Origin of the sequence: Paenibacillus tyrphae, assembly GCF_024158745.1 — a bacterium.
In the GTDB taxonomy this organism is placed as follows: Bacteria; Bacillota; Bacilli; order Paenibacillales; family NBRC-103111; genus Paenibacillus_G; species Paenibacillus_G tyrfis_A.
In genome coordinates this window covers 270,171-286,477 of sequence record NZ_JAMZAW010000010.1, presented here as the reverse complement: position 1 = coordinate 286,477, position 16,307 = coordinate 270,171, and the positions used below count along the sequence as shown (strand labels likewise).

Sequence of the window (16,307 nt, the reverse complement as noted above, 5' to 3'; positions counted from 1 at the left end):
ACCTTAGCGCCATTAGCGCAGGTGGTGGGAGTGTTCAATTCACCCTCCTTGTACAGGGATAAAAACTTCCTCCACAGGTAGCGCGGCGATGGCTTTTCGAATGATAATCATTATCAAACGCTGGACTGACGGGCTGACGGCCGCCTGTTCCAACGCGAAAAGCTTAGATTTTACTGTAGGAGGAAATTCCATGTCCAATCTGATCTCCGAAACATTCACATCCGATCGTTCCCCGAAGCAGCAGACGGACCGCCGCCGTTGGTATGCGCTTGCGGTGGTTTTGCTGCCCATTTTGCTGATCCAATTGAATACGTTCATGATTCAGGTCGCGCTGCCGTCCCTGCAGAATAGCCTGCATGCGGGTTTCTCCGAAGCCCAGTTTATTGTCGCCGGTTACTCGCTTGGCATGGCGCTGGCTTTGATTATAGGCGGTAAACTCGGCGATATGTACGGCAGAAAACGGATGCTAGTCATCGGCGTGGCCGGCTTTACGCTTATGGCTGCACTCGGCGGGTTGGCTTCCGATCCGTCGGTTCTGATCGCCATTCGGGTCATGCAGGGGCTGTCCACAGCGATTATTCAGCCGCAGGTATTGTCGACGATGCAAGTCAGCTTCCCGCCGCAGGAGAAGGCACTCGCTTTTGGAATTTACGGCGCATTGATCGGCGTAGGCTTCACCTTCGGCCTGATTTTGGGTGGACTGCTGATCGATTGGAATTGGTTCGCGCTCGGTTGGCGGAACGTTTTCTTTTTCAACGTGCCGATCGGTGTGCTTGTTCTGTTGTTGTTGCCGATCATCCCCGAATCTCGCGGGGGGCAGGCTCAAAGCATAGACTGGAGCGGCGCCATACTGCTGATCGCCGGTTTGTTTCTGCTTATTTATCCGTTGTCGGAGGGGCAGAAGCGAGGCTGGCCGCTCTGGACGTGGAGCTGTCTGGTCCTGGCTATCCCCGTTCTGTTGGCCTTTATCGCCGTCGAACTCCGCAAAAGCAAGCAGGGCGCCGTTCCGCTTGTCGACCTGTCCATTTTCCAATTGCCTTCGTTCCGAGTCGGCATGATCACGGTAACGGTGTTCTACAGCGGCATGTTCTCTTTCTTCTTTATCCTGAGCTATTTCCTGCAATACGGCCTGCATTATAGCGTCCAATCTACGAGTCTGGTTTTTCTGCCGATCAGCATCGGTTCTTTCCTGAGCTCCCTGGTATCTTCCGGAATCGTCAGGAGATGGGGAGAAGTCGTGCTGAAAATAGGTGCGCTGGTCATGGCGGTCTGCAGCTTTGCGCTCATTGGATCACTGCACGCCGATGCGGTGGAACTGCTGACCATGCGGAATATGGCGATCCTGCTGATGTACGGTCTCGGTCTGGGATTGGCCGGCACGCCGCTTGTCAATGTAGCACTCAGCGTCGTGCCTGCGAAAAATGCGGGCACAGGCTCCGGCTTGTTCACGACCTTCACGTATTTGGCCAATTCGCTGGGGGTCGCGCTGATCGGCATTTTGTTCTCGGCCGTGCTGAGTAAGCCGCTGGCGGCAGCGGACCTGCCGGATTATGTATGGGCATTCTCCGCCTCTTTAGCCGTTACCGGATGCCTTGCTTTTGCCGCATTTCTTTGTCTGTGCCTCCTACCCAAGCGGAGGGTGTGAGAGCATGTTCCCGGTCGTGCTGAGCAAGCAAACAAGCCTTCGAACTGCAGGGTTCGAGGGCTTGCTTTGTTTGGCATGGACAGAAGGTCGTTTAAGGCTGCTGCTCGTCAATTTTCATATGATACATCGTGCGGTCGCCCATCGACCAATAGGGGAAGTAGAGCTGGTCTTCGGCTATATATAACGCCGTTGCCCGCGCTTCGGCCAGTGCTTGACGTCCGGTGCCGTCCAGTCGAATACGCTCCATGGAAGCGTATCCCGAGATCCCGAAGCTGCCGCTGCCATCTCGGTAATTCAGTCCGAAAATCGGAGTCCTCGCGGGTTCGTGCAGAGGAATATCGACGGAGCCGTCAGCGCTCATTTTGCGCAGCTGCTTGCCGTCCTTCACATAATAGATCCACCCGTCAATGATACTGAACTCCGTCACATTATCCCGCAGCTCTGTTTGTCCCGATCCGTCGTTCCCCATGACGTAAAGCTTCTTCTTCTCCCCTTCGCTGGTCAGATAATAAAGGCGTTTGCCTTGCAGAAAAAAATACTTGATGTGGTCCATACTGGAAAGCAGCGTCTGTTTCTCCGAACCGTCCGTTCTCATCCGCTCAATGCCGCCCGGAGTGTAGTAGGGGGCTTTATCGTTGCCGCTGCGTTCGGCAAGGCGAAGGTAATACATCCATCCGTCCCGGACCCACAGACGGCTGGCATTCGTCTGAGAGACAAGCGACCTGTCCGTTCCGTCGGTTTTGATTTTGTAGATGGCGTTTGGCTTGCGAGGCTCGGATGCGATGTAGTACAGCCAATCCCCAGCCACATTGATGGAGGTGGCTTTATCGTCTGAAAGCTTGGTCCGATTCGAGCCGTCCGGCTTGGATTTGACCAACTGGTGCGCTCCCTCCGACCAGAGGTACGGATTCATGTACACCCAGCCGTCCTTGACGGCAAGCTGACCGCCGTTCGCCAGGTTTAACGCCTCCGCTTGAGTGCGTTCCTCATCGTCGGGTCTGGTGCACGATTGGATGGCAAAGCCGCGTACGTTATCCCAAGAAGTTTTCCAGTTGAACTCCTCGTGAGCGAACCTCCAAGTCATCGGGAAATAAACGATATTGCGGTACAGCAAAACAGGATAAGGTTCGTCCGCATTAACGATCGTTTTGCCGTTCACCTTCACGGGAAAAGGAGCGGGGACGGCAGTTTGCGAACCGCCGCTGTTGGCATTGACCTCTGCGGTCAGATCTTGTGCCAGAGGAACGCAGCCGTCTTTTTTATCCAGAGACAGTCCATTCTCCTTGCTCCAAGAAACGGCCAAGCCCAAGGAAGACGTATAATTCCAAGTCATCGGAAAATAGGTAATGTCTCGGTACAGCAGCAGTGGGTATTGACTATGGGCTTGGTCGGTAACCGTGCCGTTCACGGTCACCGGGAACGCAGGAAAAGATGCTTGAACTTCCGGCGAAGCTGCCGCCCGGGAAACGGGAGTCGGCCAAACAAGTGTTAGGCTTATGGCTGCGGCTGCCGTCGCGGTCCAGGCTTTCAAAATTCGAGGCATGATCAAAACTCCTTTCCGGCTAGAGCTTTGGACAAAGCTTTGTGGTGTTTGAAGGAAAAAGCTGACGTTGTTATTAACGCCGAAAACGCCCGTTTGTTGCGTGCATTTACAGGGAATGGGAAGTTTGCGGGCAGTAACTTTGAGGAGAGTGCGAAAGGTAGCTGCGCCTCTGTGAAAATGCGGACGCTTTGTTGGAATGTCTGTTTATAAATAGACGTTTATGGAGTATGTCTATAATTTTTATCATAACCCCCCTTGATTAATAACAAACGATATAATAATATGTCTATAGATAAATAAACGAAATTCATTTTCGTCTATTTATTGTGGGGGGGTGAGCCGGATCAACCCTTCTGCAGCGACAAATCCAACGAGATCTTGCCATCGTCCGGGCAGATCTAACAGCACAATCATCAAAGCTTGAAAGGAAGTAAAACCCGTGTTAAACAACCGCTATGTTCAAACGATTATTTTATCCAGAGTTTTTCTGCAGCTTGGCATTTGGGTAAGAAACTTTGCCATTCTGCTTTACGTAACCGAAATGACAAAGAACGACCCGCTATATGTATCCCTTATCTCGGTAGCGGAATATGCGCCGATCTTTTTGTTCTCGACCATCGGGGGGACGTTTGCCGACCGATGGCTGCCCAAGCGAACGATGGTCTGGTGCGATCTCTTATCCGCCGTCTCCGCCTTCGTTGTGCTGCTGGTCGTACACAATGGCTCGTGGTACACGCTGTTTTTGGCAACATTTATCTCCGCCGTGCTTTCCCAGTTTTCCCAGCCGTCCGCGATGAAGCTGTTCAAGCAGCATGTGCCGGAAGAGCAGCTGCAGGGCGTCATGGCGATGTTTCAGTCGTTGATGGCCGTGTTTATGGTGGTCGGGCCGATCGTCGGGACGTTCGTTTACCAGCGATTCGGCCTCGAAATTTCACTTTGCGTGATGGGTGCGATGCTTCTTGCCTCGGCGCTGATTTTGTCCTTTCTCCCGCGGGATATCAAGACTCCGGCTGCAGAGGACCGGAGCTTTACCCGCGAGCTGCGGGACGGGCTTCGTTATGTCTGGGCGAGCCGCCCGCTCCGGACCTTGGGAGGGACTTTTGCCGTCTCTGGTCTGGCTGTCGGACTGATCACGCCGCTTACGATCTTTGTCGCCATGGAAAACCTGGGTCAGGACAAATCGTTTCTGCAATGGCTTCTGATGACGAACGGCGCCGCCATGCTGGTCGGCGGAGCTCTTGTGATGACGATATCCAAGAAAGTAAAGCCGCAAACGCTGCTTGCGGCGGGTCTGCTCGTCAGCACCTTCGGCGCGACCGGCATCGGCTGGTCAACCAGCATCCCGTTGACTCTCCTTTTTCAAGCCACCAACGGGCTATGCTTCCCATGCATCCACATCGGTATTAATACTTTGATCATGCAAAATACGGAAGGGTCGTTTATCGGCCGGGTCGGAGGCGTGCTGACGCCGATGTTCATGGGCATGATGGTTATCGGCATGTCTTTGGCGGGGTACTTGAAGGATGCGCTTGCGCTGCACACGGTGTATACCGTTAGCGGAGTATTGTTCTTCATCGGCGCACTAATATTGGTTCCACTCATGGGGAAACGTCGCGAGGTGGACGTAAATAAGGCGCAGGGATAATGATGATATTTCTTCTGGGACGGGGAGTTTTGGAGTCGTTACCCGCGCATTACCCACAAAGGGTCCTTTATAATAACCAAATGAGAAGTATGTCGAGTTTGTCGACAGCTTCTCTTTTTTTGCTTTTGTTACGTGTAGATCTACTCGACGTGTTATATCATCGTTAACATGGCCGAGTAGCCTTTGTATCGCAGGAAGTTCTACACGAAGAATCGTTTCTGGGTATCCTGAAATTTTTTGGGGATTTACAAAAACGAACTCTTCTTTGGTGTAAAAGCGATCTGCGACCGACATCCTATATTCTTTTCTCCACGCTTCTTGCATTTCTAATACACGTATTACCGAATCTCCAATGTCTACTTTGCGAATGGATGAAGGTGGGGGCATATAGTGTTTTCGTAATATTAATTCGCCGATTAGTCCAATCAATATCTGAAGTTTTAAGGGTAAGCAACTCTCCTATTCTTAAACCAGTATGTGCAAGGGTGAAAAGGATGCTATATCCTTGAACACTACTGTATTCCTTAGCTGCTCTAAGGAGCGCAACTAGTTCCTCTTTTTCTAGATATTCCGGCAATTCATCTTCTGATTCCAGTTGTTCAACTGTGCGGTGGAAGACGGGGAGTTCGGCATCTAATGTGCGGCTACAAGACTTGGAATCTGGACAGATGGAATTATTTTAATGAATACAGAACTATACGGGAGGGTTTTATCAATGAAAACAATTAAAATGTCGGAGTTACGTCCGGGGCAAAACATCAACTACAACGGTGAGATTATTACAAAAGAGCAGGCCGAGAAAATCATCGCGTCTGGAGAGCGTCCGGTACTGCACACGGTGTCCGATGGATACATTCAAGCAGCACTTAACGATCTCTCCAGAGCTCGCAAAGCCGACAAAGAACCGAAAGATTACTGCGCACCTGATCCACTCGCAAAGCACATTTTGTACTAAGAAGGTGAGCTATGAAAATCAACGTACTGGTGATCCCATTCATTGAGAAGGCTCTCGGCATGAAACTAAACGAAGCACAAAAGGAATATCTACTTCACGATGAACACCTGTTTGGCGGAAGAAGAAGCTGATTCACGATAGCCCCTTGTTGTCGCGCAGCCTTTCTTCAGTCGAGGTACCATTCGCCGGTCCAAGAATCCTGTACCCAGCGGGCATGATGGTAAAAATGATGCCCATGCATATCATGATGGTGGTGCGGATAGTTGTGCCGATGGAACGGATTGAATCCAAACGGATGGAAGCCGGGGGGATGGAAGCCTTGAGGAGGCGTTGGATAGAGATATTGGTGATAATGCTGTCCGTAAAGCGGCCAATATGGCGGAGTTCCAAAGTGCGGAGGATGACCGTATGGGTACGAATAAGGCTGACGATACGGACGGATGTGTTCGAACTCCTCTGCGGTTTCGATTTCGATTATCGTCTCTTGAGACATATTTGATTTCTCCTCTCTGATTAGAACATACTCCACCATATGTCAGAGAGGAGGGATTGGGCACCTATCCATCTAAAAAAATGAGCTTAATCATCTTACTTTTTTCTTAACCAGCCGGTCGAAATAGACAGTCAGGTTGTAGCCGCCTGGAAATGCAATTCGCAGAGGATCTTGTACATGAGTGGATCGCTGTTGGTGAACCGCATATCTTTGTGGAAGGCGTATTGAAAGCTCAGGAGAATCATAATGCCTATTTCAACCCTAAAAAAAATAGGCTATGATCCTGTGGAATTCATAGCCCGAAAAATTTGCACTATAAAAATTATTTAACTTCCTTATGGTGACAGTGTGTTGTGCACTGGTACGTGCACTGGAAGAACATAGTTGTTACTTGAGGATGATTGACGGATGATTTCACTTTCAGTACTTGAACGTCTAAATCAAAATCTTCGTTTGTCATTACGGAACCTCCTTTCTTTAAGATGATTATATCATCCTATATTTACAATTAAAAGAAATAAATGGTTAAATCTTGAATATCCGGCCAATACGTTGAAAACGAATCGGCATTGTCTTCTTCACGGCTTTGCAAAGTGGGCTCGGGGAGAGGTATCCCAACTTCGGTAATAGGACAATGTTGTTTATGTATATATTGAGGATTTGCTGGCAGAGGTTCAGACGGCGAGAGAAGCTACAACGCCGGGGCCGTTTCGGTGGGATGGTATTATCCAGCAGCTGCAGGAGCAGAACAGCGAAGCATGGAAGGCATAGGCGGTGAATAGCATGAAGGTGCTGCTGTACTTCAAAGGCGAAGACTCGCCCGTCGAGTTGGAAATTCGGAGTTTCGGGGATATAGACGATCATGTCCGAGACATCTGGAAGGTAATTCGTATTAAAGTGGTTTTAGGAAATATTAGGAGGTATTTTTAAATGAAAAATTAGAGCAAACCAGTTGATGTGAGTGATGTGCAATTGGCCTTTTGCGGGGACATGAAGAAACTGCTAAGTGGAATGACCTTATTGGAAAGTGGTTTTTCTTGGGGCTTAATAAACTTAATGTTACCCCGCGTGCAGACTTAGCCAGTGAGAAAGCGCTGCGACACATCAAAGCTATCTTAGGGTCATGGGAACCGAAGCATGAACATAAAGAAGCCGGCTGCATATCTCATGAGCCTGTTTTTCGAAGACGAATTTACATTTGAAGTGACGGAACGAGAAGCGTGATTCAGGAAATAAAAGAAGATTGGAGTGAGCCGGAATGTTTGACGTCAGGGAACACATTACTAGCATCTATCCGCGCACGAAACACGAAGTGATCGAAGCATGGATCGAGCGCGCGGAACGGCTTATTTCTATAGAGCAAGTTCTTAGCCGGCAACTGAGTAGGGCCGAAAAGCAAACCTTGTGTTGGTTGGCCACATACCAGACGTCAACAGTGGACAACATACAGCGGATATTTGATGAGGTTATCGAGCTTAGAAGAAATGGCAAGATAATGGTGAGCTCGAGCAAAGAGGAAAGGACAACACCGACACCGGAGACTATCTCTTACCAGAAGCATCACACTGGAAATTTTGTTGTGAGGTACGGGAAACAAGAAATTATTGTTTTGAAAGATGCTTTTTCGAAAATCACCGGCGTCAGTCCCGAGGCATCGCTATTCCCCGAGGCGGAAATTCAGGGAAGGCGGACTACTATTGCCCGTGCCCGAACTTGCTGCAGGCTGATATTGGCACATAAGAAAATGACGACTCCCCCACTAAACATGTGGGGGAGACAGTAGGGACTATGAGGGGAAGAGGTCACCTTTAATCTTGACAGGGGTATTATGGTGACTTCTGTATTGGACTTTGTAGGTTCCTGGTGGTAGCGTGAAGTTTCTTACATGTTTTCCATTTCCTTTAAATCTGAAAAAATAATTACCCGAGCCGCCCGGTGTTTCATTAAGTACCATATACTCTACTTCATCAATGTTTGTATTGTCATAGGTGTATTGTTTCACTTGAAGAGTGTAGTTTGTGTTGCTAGTAACTGTTAATTTTTCTGGCGCTGTAACCCACCAATCGTCTTTTGATAAATAGTCGTGATCGAACCAAATAGAGCTGTACCCAGCTGGCTGTACTTGCGCTTGTGCTGACTGAACATCGGCAGCATATACTTTTGCAGGAGCGTCGATAGGTAAGGCCACAATCCCGGCTGTAAGTGAAAGAGCCAGCAAACCATTAACAACCAATTTGTTCAATTCCAAACATCTCCTTTATATGGAATATAATTGCTTAATTTATATATTAATCTAAATACCTTATATTGTAAAATGATATTTTTGTAATTCATCATTTTATACAATACACGCCCCCTAGATGAATAAAATATTTTGAGCTTAGTAGTGTAAACACCATAATATTAATTATAAAGTTTGTGTACCTAAAGTAACGGTTGCTTTTCTTTAACAAGAATTGCGCTCCTTATTTTTGTATTGGGCCATATTACCCCGCATTCCTGCATATAATTCTACATTGGGAATAAAGATACAGGTGGGATGAAGATGGACACGTATGAATTCAGAAAAGCGATCCAAAACTATTACACAAAAATACGAGAAACGAATCACCCTTATTATTGGTACTGTTTGGCTGATACACAGGCAAGAGCCGGATTAACAAGCGAAGCACTGCAAACGATTGATAACGCCTTGGCGTTTCCCAATCCTTACCCTTCAAAGCAGGCACTGCTAGAAATGCAGGTGAGCCTCCAATCTGTTCCTCCAAGAGAAATGAATCCGATCAGACCTTCCATAGTGACTACAAAGCGGGGCGATATTGACGGGGACGGGATAAAAGACAATGTCCTTCTTACCGCAAATAAAACCCCTGATAGTCCTTTCTGGAGAAATATAACTTTGGTCGTCCAAAATGGGAAAACACATCACTATAAGCCAATCCTCTTAAAAAATAACGCCGGATACAATCCGACACTTTTTCTTGGTGATTTTACAGGCAACAAGGTGGATGATATTTTAGTGGTCATTGATACTGGAGGAAGCGCTGGTGCTATTTATGCGTATGTATTTTCTTATATTAACGGTCAACTCAGGCAGATTTTTAATTCGGATGTATTCAATGAAACCTATAAGTACGATGTGACTTATGAAAATCAATACAAAGCAACGGTGATCAGTTATTATCTAAAAGAAAAGTATATTCTTGACCTTACTTGTAAGGGTAAGGAATATTTATCTGAAATTTATACCCAGCAAGGTGTTTTGAAGGCACCGATAAACGGTTGGGTAAATCCTTTGTCTGGTTTATATCCGGTTGATTTTAACAGAGACGGCACATATGAGCTCGAAGCGTATCAGAGGATAGCCGGGAGGTACAATGCTGACTCACTCGGATTTGTACAGACCGTATTGAAATGGAACGGGCAAGTGTTTGGTCCTGACCGGCAAAATGTGGCCATCTTTGGCGGGGAAATATAGCTACTGAAAAGTTTAAGAGATTCTAAAAAGTCTTGAATGAGAAGCACTCTAGCCGGGGTGCTTTTCATTTGCGAGAAAAAACAAAATTAAACGACAGCGTTGGGATGAGGAAAATGGCATTCGACAATTTTTGCGCCAGATAATGCCGTTTTTCTGCGGGTTAATACTAAATATACACAAATAATAACAACAAAGGTATGATATACATGAAACACAAATTATAGGAGGTTTATGATATGAAAGTGAAAAATCTTGTTGTGGCTTCAGTATTGGCTATCCCTCTATTATTAGGATTTCAAGGAGCAGCCACCCAAGCGGCAGAGCAGTCAAATAATGTCGTTCAGAAAAAAATCCCCACCGATCCGTATACTATAAAAGTTGGCAAGACAAAGGAACTGTACTCGGCAAAAGGTTACGATTATGATATTGCCGCAACTGACCCGGAAGGTAGTGCTTGTGCTTCGATCTCTAAGAAGAACGGCAAGTTTTATATTAAAGGTGAAGAGGAAGGGACAGCTTTGATGATTCAGCTAAAGGATGGAAAAGCAGTTAAATATTATAACGTTTCTTGTGAATAACAATTTAAGGAAAGATTTGAGCACTCCAACCGGGGTGCTTTTCCTATTCGCGTATTTGTAATTCGACAATTTTTGTACCAAGATAAAGAATGAAATGGTTCTTAGTTCAAATAAAGGAGGGTTCTGTAAACGTAGGAAATTAATTTTTGTGGAGAAGTTTCGCATTTATTTCAATCTCATCAATTGGAGGCAATTCTTCTCAAATGAGAGCCTATGACAATAATAATAAGCTAAAAAACATTAAAGGGGATAGCAGACCATTGCATCAGATTATTACCGTCAATCCGTAATAACGAAAAATTTGGAAGTAGGCAGGTTGTCATTTAAAGACGACCTGCTTGTTTTTTATTTCGAATTATTTGTTCGATAATCCGATGTTTCGGAGAACTAATCCAAAAAATATATGTATAAATTTACCATGTAATATGGTATAATATAGAAGTTTCCTAGAATATACTAATTGAGGTGATTTTATTGGTTTAAATTTTAGTTGAACGCACGGGCTGCCGGTTCTGGAGATGTCTTGAACAAAATCGGAATGTTTCGAACATCAAAAATGAGGAGTGGTGAACGTGTTTCAATCTCTGAAATCTCGCAAAAATTGGGTGATCGCGTTAGGTATAAGCTTTTGCTTCGTGCTGTTAGCCATCGTAGGTACAGGAGCCAAGTCTGCAGAAGCGGCGGTCGACATTGACCCTTCGGCCATTTATAACATCATCGCCAAGCATAGCGGCAAAGCGCTGGATGTAAGGAATGGTTCTACAGACGATGGCGCGGCCATCCAAACCTGGACTTATAATAATAGGAGCAATCAACAGTGGAAAATTGTTCCTGCTGGCGACGGATTCTATAAGATTGTTGCCTTACATAGCGGTAAAGTGCTCGATGTTGCCGATAACTCCTACGCTGACGGGGCGTATATCATTCAATGGTCTGATAGCGGTGGGAATAATCAAAGGTGGAGCATCGAGCCCCTGGGCGACGGCTCTTACAAAATTACCGCCAAGCATAGCGGCAAAGTTCTGGACGTGAAATACGGTTCGCACGAAGACCCGGCGTTCTTGCACCAATGGCCTTTTCAAAACACGGACAATCAAAAATGGTTTCTTCAAAGAGTGAATTAAGCTTGTCCGGGTCCCCGCTCCAACGAATCAGCCTTCTTCCAGATCCGCCTCCCGGCCGGGGGCCGAACGAACGGCTTGCCGGTATTCGCTGGGGGACAGCGTGGTGGACCGCTTAAACAGATTCGAGAAATAAAACCGTTCCAGCCCGATCTGGCTTGCGATTTTTTCGATGGATTGGTTCGAATGGGTGAGCAGCCATTTGGCCCTTTCGATCCGGACCTTGTTAATATATTCGATCGGCGTGACATGGAACAAGTTTTTGAAGTACCGGCAGAAATAGTTCGGACTGTAATGAAACGCTTCGGCCAGCGCTTTCGGCGTCAACGGCTCGGCAAGGTGCTCTTCGATATACTGCAAAATTTGATTCGACCGGCTGATCGCCGGGGAGGAGGACAGCCGAATCGCCTGCGGCGGGAGCCGGTCCATATAGTACGACAAGATTTCATATAAAATCATATTTGCTTTGAGCGGGGACGTGATGTCGTCGCTCTTTTGATTTACTTTCGTCAGCTGCTCGAACAACTGCTGCATATAGGGCATGTCATCCACTTCGATATAGTAAGGAAAGTCGATCAGATGGGAGAGATGAAAGCTGCCAACGTTCGCGGAAAAATGGCACCAGTACTTGTGAAAGGTGTTGGCGCTAATGATCGAGTACGCCAAAGGGGTGTCCGACGGCAAAAAATACAGCTGCCCCGAAACGGGATAAAACTCCTGCTGCTTGACTTGAAGCCAGCCTTCCCCGCCCAGGATCAAATAAAAGCGGTTGAAGCCGTCCGTCCTTAACGGCCTCTTCCAATTCTGGGTGACTCTTTCGCAGTAGCTGGCGACAATAAGCTCCAGCTGCAGCGTTTTGAAATAATTTTGAATGATCTCGTTCTGGTTTCCGCCCATCTTGACATACCCCTTTCCAAGCAAAAGTATACCATGGAATGGGAAGATAGGATATTCCATGAAAAAGTTACAGATATACATATTGCAGGGAGCCGGTTTTCGATACGATGGGGGTAGCCCCGCAATGGGGGCTTCGCAGGCATAACGATGGTTAGCCCGCGAACGCGAATAAGGAGATGAAAGGAGGGGTCCCCGCAGGGATGAAGCCGCCGGGTCGTCCGGCGGAATTTACGGTTACAAGCACACATGGGGAAGGAGTAGATCAAGTGAACAACGAATCAAAGAACGGGTATCCGAAACGAATGTGGCGCAGAGCCGTATCTCTGCTGCTCGCCTCTCTATTATTTGCGTTCCAATGGGCCGGCAGCGCTGGGGCGGAAGAGGCAGCCGACAGCCAGGCAGCTGCGGCCAAAGAAACTGTTGCGGAATGGATCTTCAAGGATAAAGGAACCGACGGCGTGTTCCCTGCAACGGGCGGAGTGTACAAGACATCATCGACATTCCGGGACGTAGGTACGAACACGAATCAATACACCTACGACTCCGGAGAGCGCAGTATCCGCAATCAAGGGTGGAACGACGGAACGGGCAAAAAGTATTGGCTTGCCACGATATCCACCAAGGGCTTCGAAAACTTGACGCTATCGTCCCAGCAGACGTCCTCCAGCACGGGTCCGCGCGACTTCAAGGTACAATTCAGCACGGACCAATCGAACTGGACCGACCTTCCCGGGGGCACTCTGGTGCTGGAGCAGACGAACTTCAACTGCAATAACAACAGCTGCAAGCTGATCGACGCTCCGCTTCCGAGCCAGGCCGACGACAACGACCTGCTGTACATCCGTTGGGTCGTGAATTCGACGAAGAGCGTGAGCGGGGGGACCGTGTCCAGCTCCGGCTCCAGCCGGATCAAGGACGTGATCGTCAAGGGCGACCGGAAAACCGGCGGTCCGACTCCGACCTTAGGCGTCCTGCAGGCTCCTGCCAACGGAGCGAGCGATGTCGCGCCGAACGCGGCCGTCTCCGTCAAATTCAACAAAGCGATCGCTTTGAACAGCGGCCCGAGCGTAAGCATCGTCGACCAGAACAACACCTCCTTGGGCAATGTGTCCGTGGGCGTCAGCAGCAGCGATACGCTGGCGATTAACCACCCGGATTTTGCCGAGGGCAAATCGTATACGGTCACCGTGCCGAAGGAGCTTGTCCGGGGAGCCGCAGATAATGTGCCTCTGACGAGTCCGATCGTTTGGAGCTTCACAACGAGAGGTGCTTCTGCGGCGGGCGCGCCGACCTTGTTGAATATGACCTTTAACGGGGATACGAAGACCAGCCTCTCGTTTGACTGGTATACCGGTACGGACGTCACAGGGACCGTCGTCCAGATCGTCGAGGCTTCCAAAGCTCCGGGGGGAACCTTCCCCGAGCAAGAGGCGATGACCTTCACGGGAACGACGGAAATCGTGAAGACGCTGATGAAAAGCAGCGACCGAAGCTCGAATAAAACGACCTCGTTCGCGAACCACAAGGTGACGGCGAACAACCTGAAGCCGGGCACGAAATACAAGTACCGCGCAGGCAGCGGAAGGGCGGACAGTTGGAGTCCGGTCGGCTCCTTCACGACCGACCATGCGAACAATCACGATTTTCACTTTATTTATACGACGGACACCCAAGGCTCCAGCAAAGGAAATTTTGAGCTGTGGCAGGATACGTTCCGCAGAGCGATCGATCATATCGGCGACCCGAAATTCATGCTGCTGACGGGCGATCTGGTCGATGACGGGGATCTGGAGGAGCAGTGGCAGTGGTTCTTGGGGATCCCGCAGAAAGAATTTGCGAACGTGCCATTCGCTCCGATCGTCGGCAACCATGAGATCGAGGATCATCCGAACAACAACTTCTACTATCATTTTAACCTGCCCAAAAGCGTCGGCACCGGCACCGAAGACGGCACGGTATATTCCTTCGAATACGGCGATGCGCTCTTCATGCAGATCAATACGCAGTATGAAGGCAAGGTCGATCCGTACAAGGCCGATGCCGGCTTTAAAGCTCAGGTCGATTGGATGCATAACCAAGTGGCGAAGTCGGATAAAAAATGGAAAATTGTCGCGATGCACAAGGGAGCGTATTCCTCCGGGGATAATGCGGATGCGGAATCGGATCGCGTGGAATTTTACCGCAAATATTTGATTCCCGTCTTCGACGAATTGGGCATCGATATGGTGCTGGAAGGCCACGACCACCTGTATATGAGATCGCATCAGATGCTGGGCAACAAGGCGATCAAAGACGTTGTGGTCGACGAGCAGGGCAATGTGGTGAATCCGAAGGGCTCGGTGTATTTGATGGGCAATTCGGCGGCCGCCAAGTTTTACAAGATCAATCCGAACATCAAGGACTTCTTCTCCGTGAAAAACGCCCAGCCGAACAAAAAAATGTTCGTGGACGTTCAAGTCACGGACGGCATCCTGAAATTCACCTCATATACCGCCGCCAAAAACGAACCGCTGGCCGTTTACGACCAGTACAGCATCAAGCGGACGGACGGCAAGCCGTCCAAGGTGGAGAATGCCAAGGCCGAGCTGAAAAACCGCAGCGCCGTCATCTCCTGGAACGCTCCCGCGTCCACGTCCGAACCGGTCAGAGGCTACCGGATTTACGAAAAGAACGACAAAGCCGGCACGAACTGGAGCGTATACGTTCCGGCAGTGAAAGGGCAGAGCGCATACCAATACACCGTCAATAACGCGGACCCGGCCAAAACGTACGATTTCGTCATCAAAGCCGTCGGCGCAAGATCGAATTCCGAGCCGGTGGAGGCAAGTACGGCAACGAATCCGTGATATAACAGATCGCAGCCTGTGCACGCGGCTTCTTCGATAACCGAAGGAGCCCGGGCGCGGGTCTTTTTTTGATCCGGAAAAACATTACGCCAAGTACCTTGCAAAACAAGGTAGTGTGTGCTAGCATAGTAGTGGAAGGGGAGATCGTATGGATATGACGGAGTGGACCTCCCAGGTTCGACGCGGAATTTTGGAGTACTGTATTTTGCTGCTGGTCAGCAAGCAGCCGCGATACGGCTACGAGCTGGTGACACTATTAGATCGATGGGAGCCCCTTGCCGTGACGGAAGGGACGCTGTACCCTCTTCTGCGCAGGCTGCTTAAAGAGAACTATATCGAGTCCTTCTGGAAGGAATCGGAAGCTGGCCCGCCGCGCAAATATTACAGCCTGACTGCCGACGGACACCTTCTGCTGGAGGCGATGTCCCGCGAATGGAACAAACTGGACGCGGCAGTTTATCAAATTCAATTGTATCGGGGAGAGGAACCGTTATGAGTCCGAAGACGAGAGCGTACTTAGAAAAACTGTATCAACTATTGGAGAAAATGCCGGAAGACGAGCGGCTGGACGCGATCCGGGAAATCGAGAGCCATATTGCGGAAGGCGTGGCCAATGGCCAGTCGGAGGACGCCATTCTGGCCCGGCTCGGCGACCCGCGCATGCTGGCGAAAGCGTACCGGAGCGAATATATTATGGAAAAGGGCCCGGCAAAAAGGTCATTCGCGAATGTCCTGATGATGGCCGGCTTCTATTGCTCGACAGGGCTGCTGAGCATCATGGTCATCCCTGTGCTTGCCACAATTGCCGGCGGGTTTGGGTTTAGCGCGGTTCTCGTCTTCATAGCCGGATTCCTCCGCACACTCGGCGTTCCCGGGATTCAGATGAATCTCGGACCCGGTATAGACGTTCCGACCGAGTGGAGCATGGTAGTTTCCACTATCGCCGGGGGTATCATTGGGGGGATTGCTTACTTAAGCTGGAGAGGCCTGCGTATCTATATGAACTTCCTTTCCGCGAGCTACAAAAAATTGCTGCCCGCCAGCAGAGCAGCGTAGTGTTGTACGACGAAATGTCCATAGTTAAGCAGTGAAATGACCGCATTCCG

At 49.1% G+C, this 16,307-nt stretch carries 16 protein-coding genes; 10 read left to right on the top strand and 6 right to left on the bottom strand.

Annotated elements, in window-relative coordinates:
• The first annotated feature begins 190 nt into the window (after nucleotides 1–190).
• Nucleotides 191–1,645 (top strand): MFS transporter, encoded by a 1,455-nt coding sequence (locus NI000_RS17245; RefSeq protein ID WP_253412607.1) that lies wholly within the window; start codon nucleotides 191–193, stop codon nucleotides 1,643–1,645.
• 91 nt (nucleotides 1,646–1,736) lie between these two features.
• On the opposite strand, the gene NI000_RS17240 is transcribed toward NI000_RS17245, so the two are convergent.
• The gene (locus NI000_RS17240) at nucleotides 1,737–3,188 is read right to left on the bottom strand and encodes a DUF5050 domain-containing protein (protein WP_253412605.1); all 1,452 of its coding nucleotides are present in this window, start codon (nucleotides 3,186–3,188) and stop codon (nucleotides 1,737–1,739) included.
• Between the two features lie 439 nt (nucleotides 3,189–3,627).
• Here NI000_RS17240 and NI000_RS17235 point away from each other — a divergent pair, with 439 nt between their 5' ends.
• Nucleotides 3,628–4,833: an MFS transporter gene (locus NI000_RS17235; RefSeq protein WP_253412603.1), complete on the top strand. Its 1,206-nt coding sequence runs from the start codon at nucleotides 3,628–3,630 to the stop codon at nucleotides 4,831–4,833.
• A gap of 295 nt (nucleotides 4,834–5,128) precedes the next feature.
• On the opposite strand, the gene NI000_RS37145 is transcribed toward NI000_RS17235, so the two are convergent.
• The gene (locus NI000_RS37145; RefSeq protein WP_375540981.1) at nucleotides 5,129–5,410 is read right to left on the bottom strand and encodes a tyrosine-type recombinase/integrase; all 282 of its coding nucleotides are present in this window, start codon (nucleotides 5,408–5,410) and stop codon (nucleotides 5,129–5,131) included.
• A gap of 138 nt (nucleotides 5,411–5,548) precedes the next feature.
• Here NI000_RS37145 and NI000_RS17230 point away from each other — a divergent pair, with 138 nt between their 5' ends.
• Entirely contained in the window at nucleotides 5,549–5,788 is a 240-nt protein-coding gene (locus tag NI000_RS17230; protein ID WP_253412601.1) for a hypothetical protein, read from the top strand.
• Nucleotides 5,789–5,954: 166 nt separating this feature from the next.
• Here NI000_RS17230 and NI000_RS17225 read toward each other — a convergent pair whose 3' ends face one another.
• The gene (locus tag NI000_RS17225; protein ID WP_253412599.1) at nucleotides 5,955–6,281 is read right to left on the bottom strand and encodes a hypothetical protein; all 327 of its coding nucleotides are present in this window, start codon (nucleotides 6,279–6,281) and stop codon (nucleotides 5,955–5,957) included.
• A gap of 322 nt (nucleotides 6,282–6,603) precedes the next feature.
• The gene (locus tag NI000_RS37140; protein ID WP_375540980.1) at nucleotides 6,604–6,741 is read right to left on the bottom strand and encodes an FDLD family class I lanthipeptide; all 138 of its coding nucleotides are present in this window, start codon (nucleotides 6,739–6,741) and stop codon (nucleotides 6,604–6,606) included.
• A gap of 852 nt (nucleotides 6,742–7,593) precedes the next feature.
• On the opposite strand from NI000_RS37140, the gene NI000_RS17220 reads away from it, so the two are divergent.
• On the top strand, nucleotides 7,594–8,064 hold the full coding sequence (locus NI000_RS17220; protein WP_253412597.1) for a hypothetical protein: 471 nt from the start codon (nucleotides 7,594–7,596) through the stop codon (nucleotides 8,062–8,064).
• 3 nt (nucleotides 8,065–8,067) lie between these two features.
• Here NI000_RS17220 and NI000_RS17215 read toward each other — a convergent pair whose 3' ends face one another.
• The gene (locus NI000_RS17215) at nucleotides 8,068–8,523 is read right to left on the bottom strand and encodes a hypothetical protein (RefSeq protein WP_253412595.1); all 456 of its coding nucleotides are present in this window, start codon (nucleotides 8,521–8,523) and stop codon (nucleotides 8,068–8,070) included.
• Between the two features lie 303 nt (nucleotides 8,524–8,826).
• Here NI000_RS17215 and NI000_RS17210 point away from each other — a divergent pair, with 303 nt between their 5' ends.
• From NI000_RS17210 to NI000_RS17200, 3 genes are all read left to right on the top strand, one after another.
• Nucleotides 8,827–9,759 (top strand): VCBS repeat-containing protein, encoded by a 933-nt coding sequence (locus tag NI000_RS17210; RefSeq protein ID WP_375540979.1) that lies wholly within the window; start codon nucleotides 8,827–8,829, stop codon nucleotides 9,757–9,759.
• Nucleotides 9,760–9,995: 236 nt separating this feature from the next.
• Nucleotides 9,996–10,337, top strand: a complete 342-nt coding sequence (locus NI000_RS17205; RefSeq protein ID WP_253412593.1) for a hypothetical protein — start codon at nucleotides 9,996–9,998, stop codon at nucleotides 10,335–10,337.
• Between the two features lie 572 nt (nucleotides 10,338–10,909).
• On the top strand, nucleotides 10,910–11,461 hold the full coding sequence (locus NI000_RS17200) for an RICIN domain-containing protein (protein ID WP_253412591.1): 552 nt from the start codon (nucleotides 10,910–10,912) through the stop codon (nucleotides 11,459–11,461).
• Nucleotides 11,462–11,488: 27 nt separating this feature from the next.
• Here NI000_RS17200 and NI000_RS17195 read toward each other — a convergent pair whose 3' ends face one another.
• Nucleotides 11,489–12,355, bottom strand: a complete 867-nt coding sequence (locus NI000_RS17195) for a helix-turn-helix domain-containing protein (protein WP_253412589.1) — start codon at nucleotides 12,353–12,355, stop codon at nucleotides 11,489–11,491.
• A 200-nt stretch (nucleotides 12,356–12,555) separates the two neighbouring features.
• Here NI000_RS17195 and NI000_RS17190 point away from each other — a divergent pair, with 200 nt between their 5' ends.
• The 3 genes from NI000_RS17190 to NI000_RS17180 all read left to right on the top strand — a co-directional run bounded on the left by NI000_RS17190 (nucleotide 12,556) and on the right by NI000_RS17180 (nucleotide 16,257).
• Nucleotides 12,556–15,201, top strand: coding sequence for a metallophosphoesterase (locus tag NI000_RS17190; protein ID WP_253412588.1), 2,646 nt, complete (start codon nucleotides 12,556–12,558; stop codon nucleotides 15,199–15,201).
• Between the two features lie 154 nt (nucleotides 15,202–15,355).
• Nucleotides 15,356–15,697, top strand: coding sequence for a PadR family transcriptional regulator (locus NI000_RS17185; protein WP_050900535.1), 342 nt, complete (start codon nucleotides 15,356–15,358; stop codon nucleotides 15,695–15,697).
• Complete coding sequence (locus tag NI000_RS17180; protein ID WP_253412586.1) at nucleotides 15,694–16,257, top strand: DUF1700 domain-containing protein; 564 nt, start codon at nucleotides 15,694–15,696, stop codon at nucleotides 16,255–16,257. The genes NI000_RS17185 and NI000_RS17180 overlap by 4 nt, the downstream gene beginning before the upstream one ends.
• Nucleotides 16,258–16,307: the final 50 nt, after the last annotated feature.

Excerpts from the sequence above, each read along its gene's own strand:
- NI000_RS17245 (WP_253412607.1), top strand. The coding sequence starts at position 191 with ATGTCCAATCTGATCTCCGAAACATTCACATCCGATCGTTCCCCGAAG.
- NI000_RS17240 (WP_253412605.1), bottom strand. The coding sequence starts at position 3,188 with ATGCCTCGAATTTTGAAAGCCTGGACCGCGACGGCAGCCGCAGCCATA.
- NI000_RS17230 (WP_253412601.1), top strand. The coding sequence starts at position 5,549 with ATGAAAACAATTAAAATGTCGGAGTTACGTCCGGGGCAAAACATCAAC.
- NI000_RS17225 (WP_253412599.1), bottom strand. The coding sequence starts at position 6,281 with ATGTCTCAAGAGACGATAATCGAAATCGAAACCGCAGAGGAGTTCGAA.
- NI000_RS37140 (WP_375540980.1), bottom strand. The coding sequence starts at position 6,741 with ATGACAAACGAAGATTTTGATTTAGACGTTCAAGTACTGAAAGTGAAA.
- NI000_RS17210 (WP_375540979.1), top strand. The coding sequence starts at position 8,827 with ATGGACACGTATGAATTCAGAAAAGCGATCCAAAACTATTACACAAAA.
- NI000_RS17205 (WP_253412593.1), top strand. The coding sequence starts at position 9,996 with ATGAAAGTGAAAAATCTTGTTGTGGCTTCAGTATTGGCTATCCCTCTA.
- NI000_RS17195 (WP_253412589.1), bottom strand. The coding sequence starts at position 12,355 with ATGGGCGGAAACCAGAACGAGATCATTCAAAATTATTTCAAAACGCTG.
- NI000_RS17190 (WP_253412588.1), top strand. The coding sequence starts at position 12,556 with ATGAAGCCGCCGGGTCGTCCGGCGGAATTTACGGTTACAAGCACACAT.
- NI000_RS17185 (WP_050900535.1), top strand. The coding sequence starts at position 15,356 with ATGACGGAGTGGACCTCCCAGGTTCGACGCGGAATTTTGGAGTACTGT.
- NI000_RS17180 (WP_253412586.1), top strand. The coding sequence starts at position 15,694 with ATGAGTCCGAAGACGAGAGCGTACTTAGAAAAACTGTATCAACTATTG.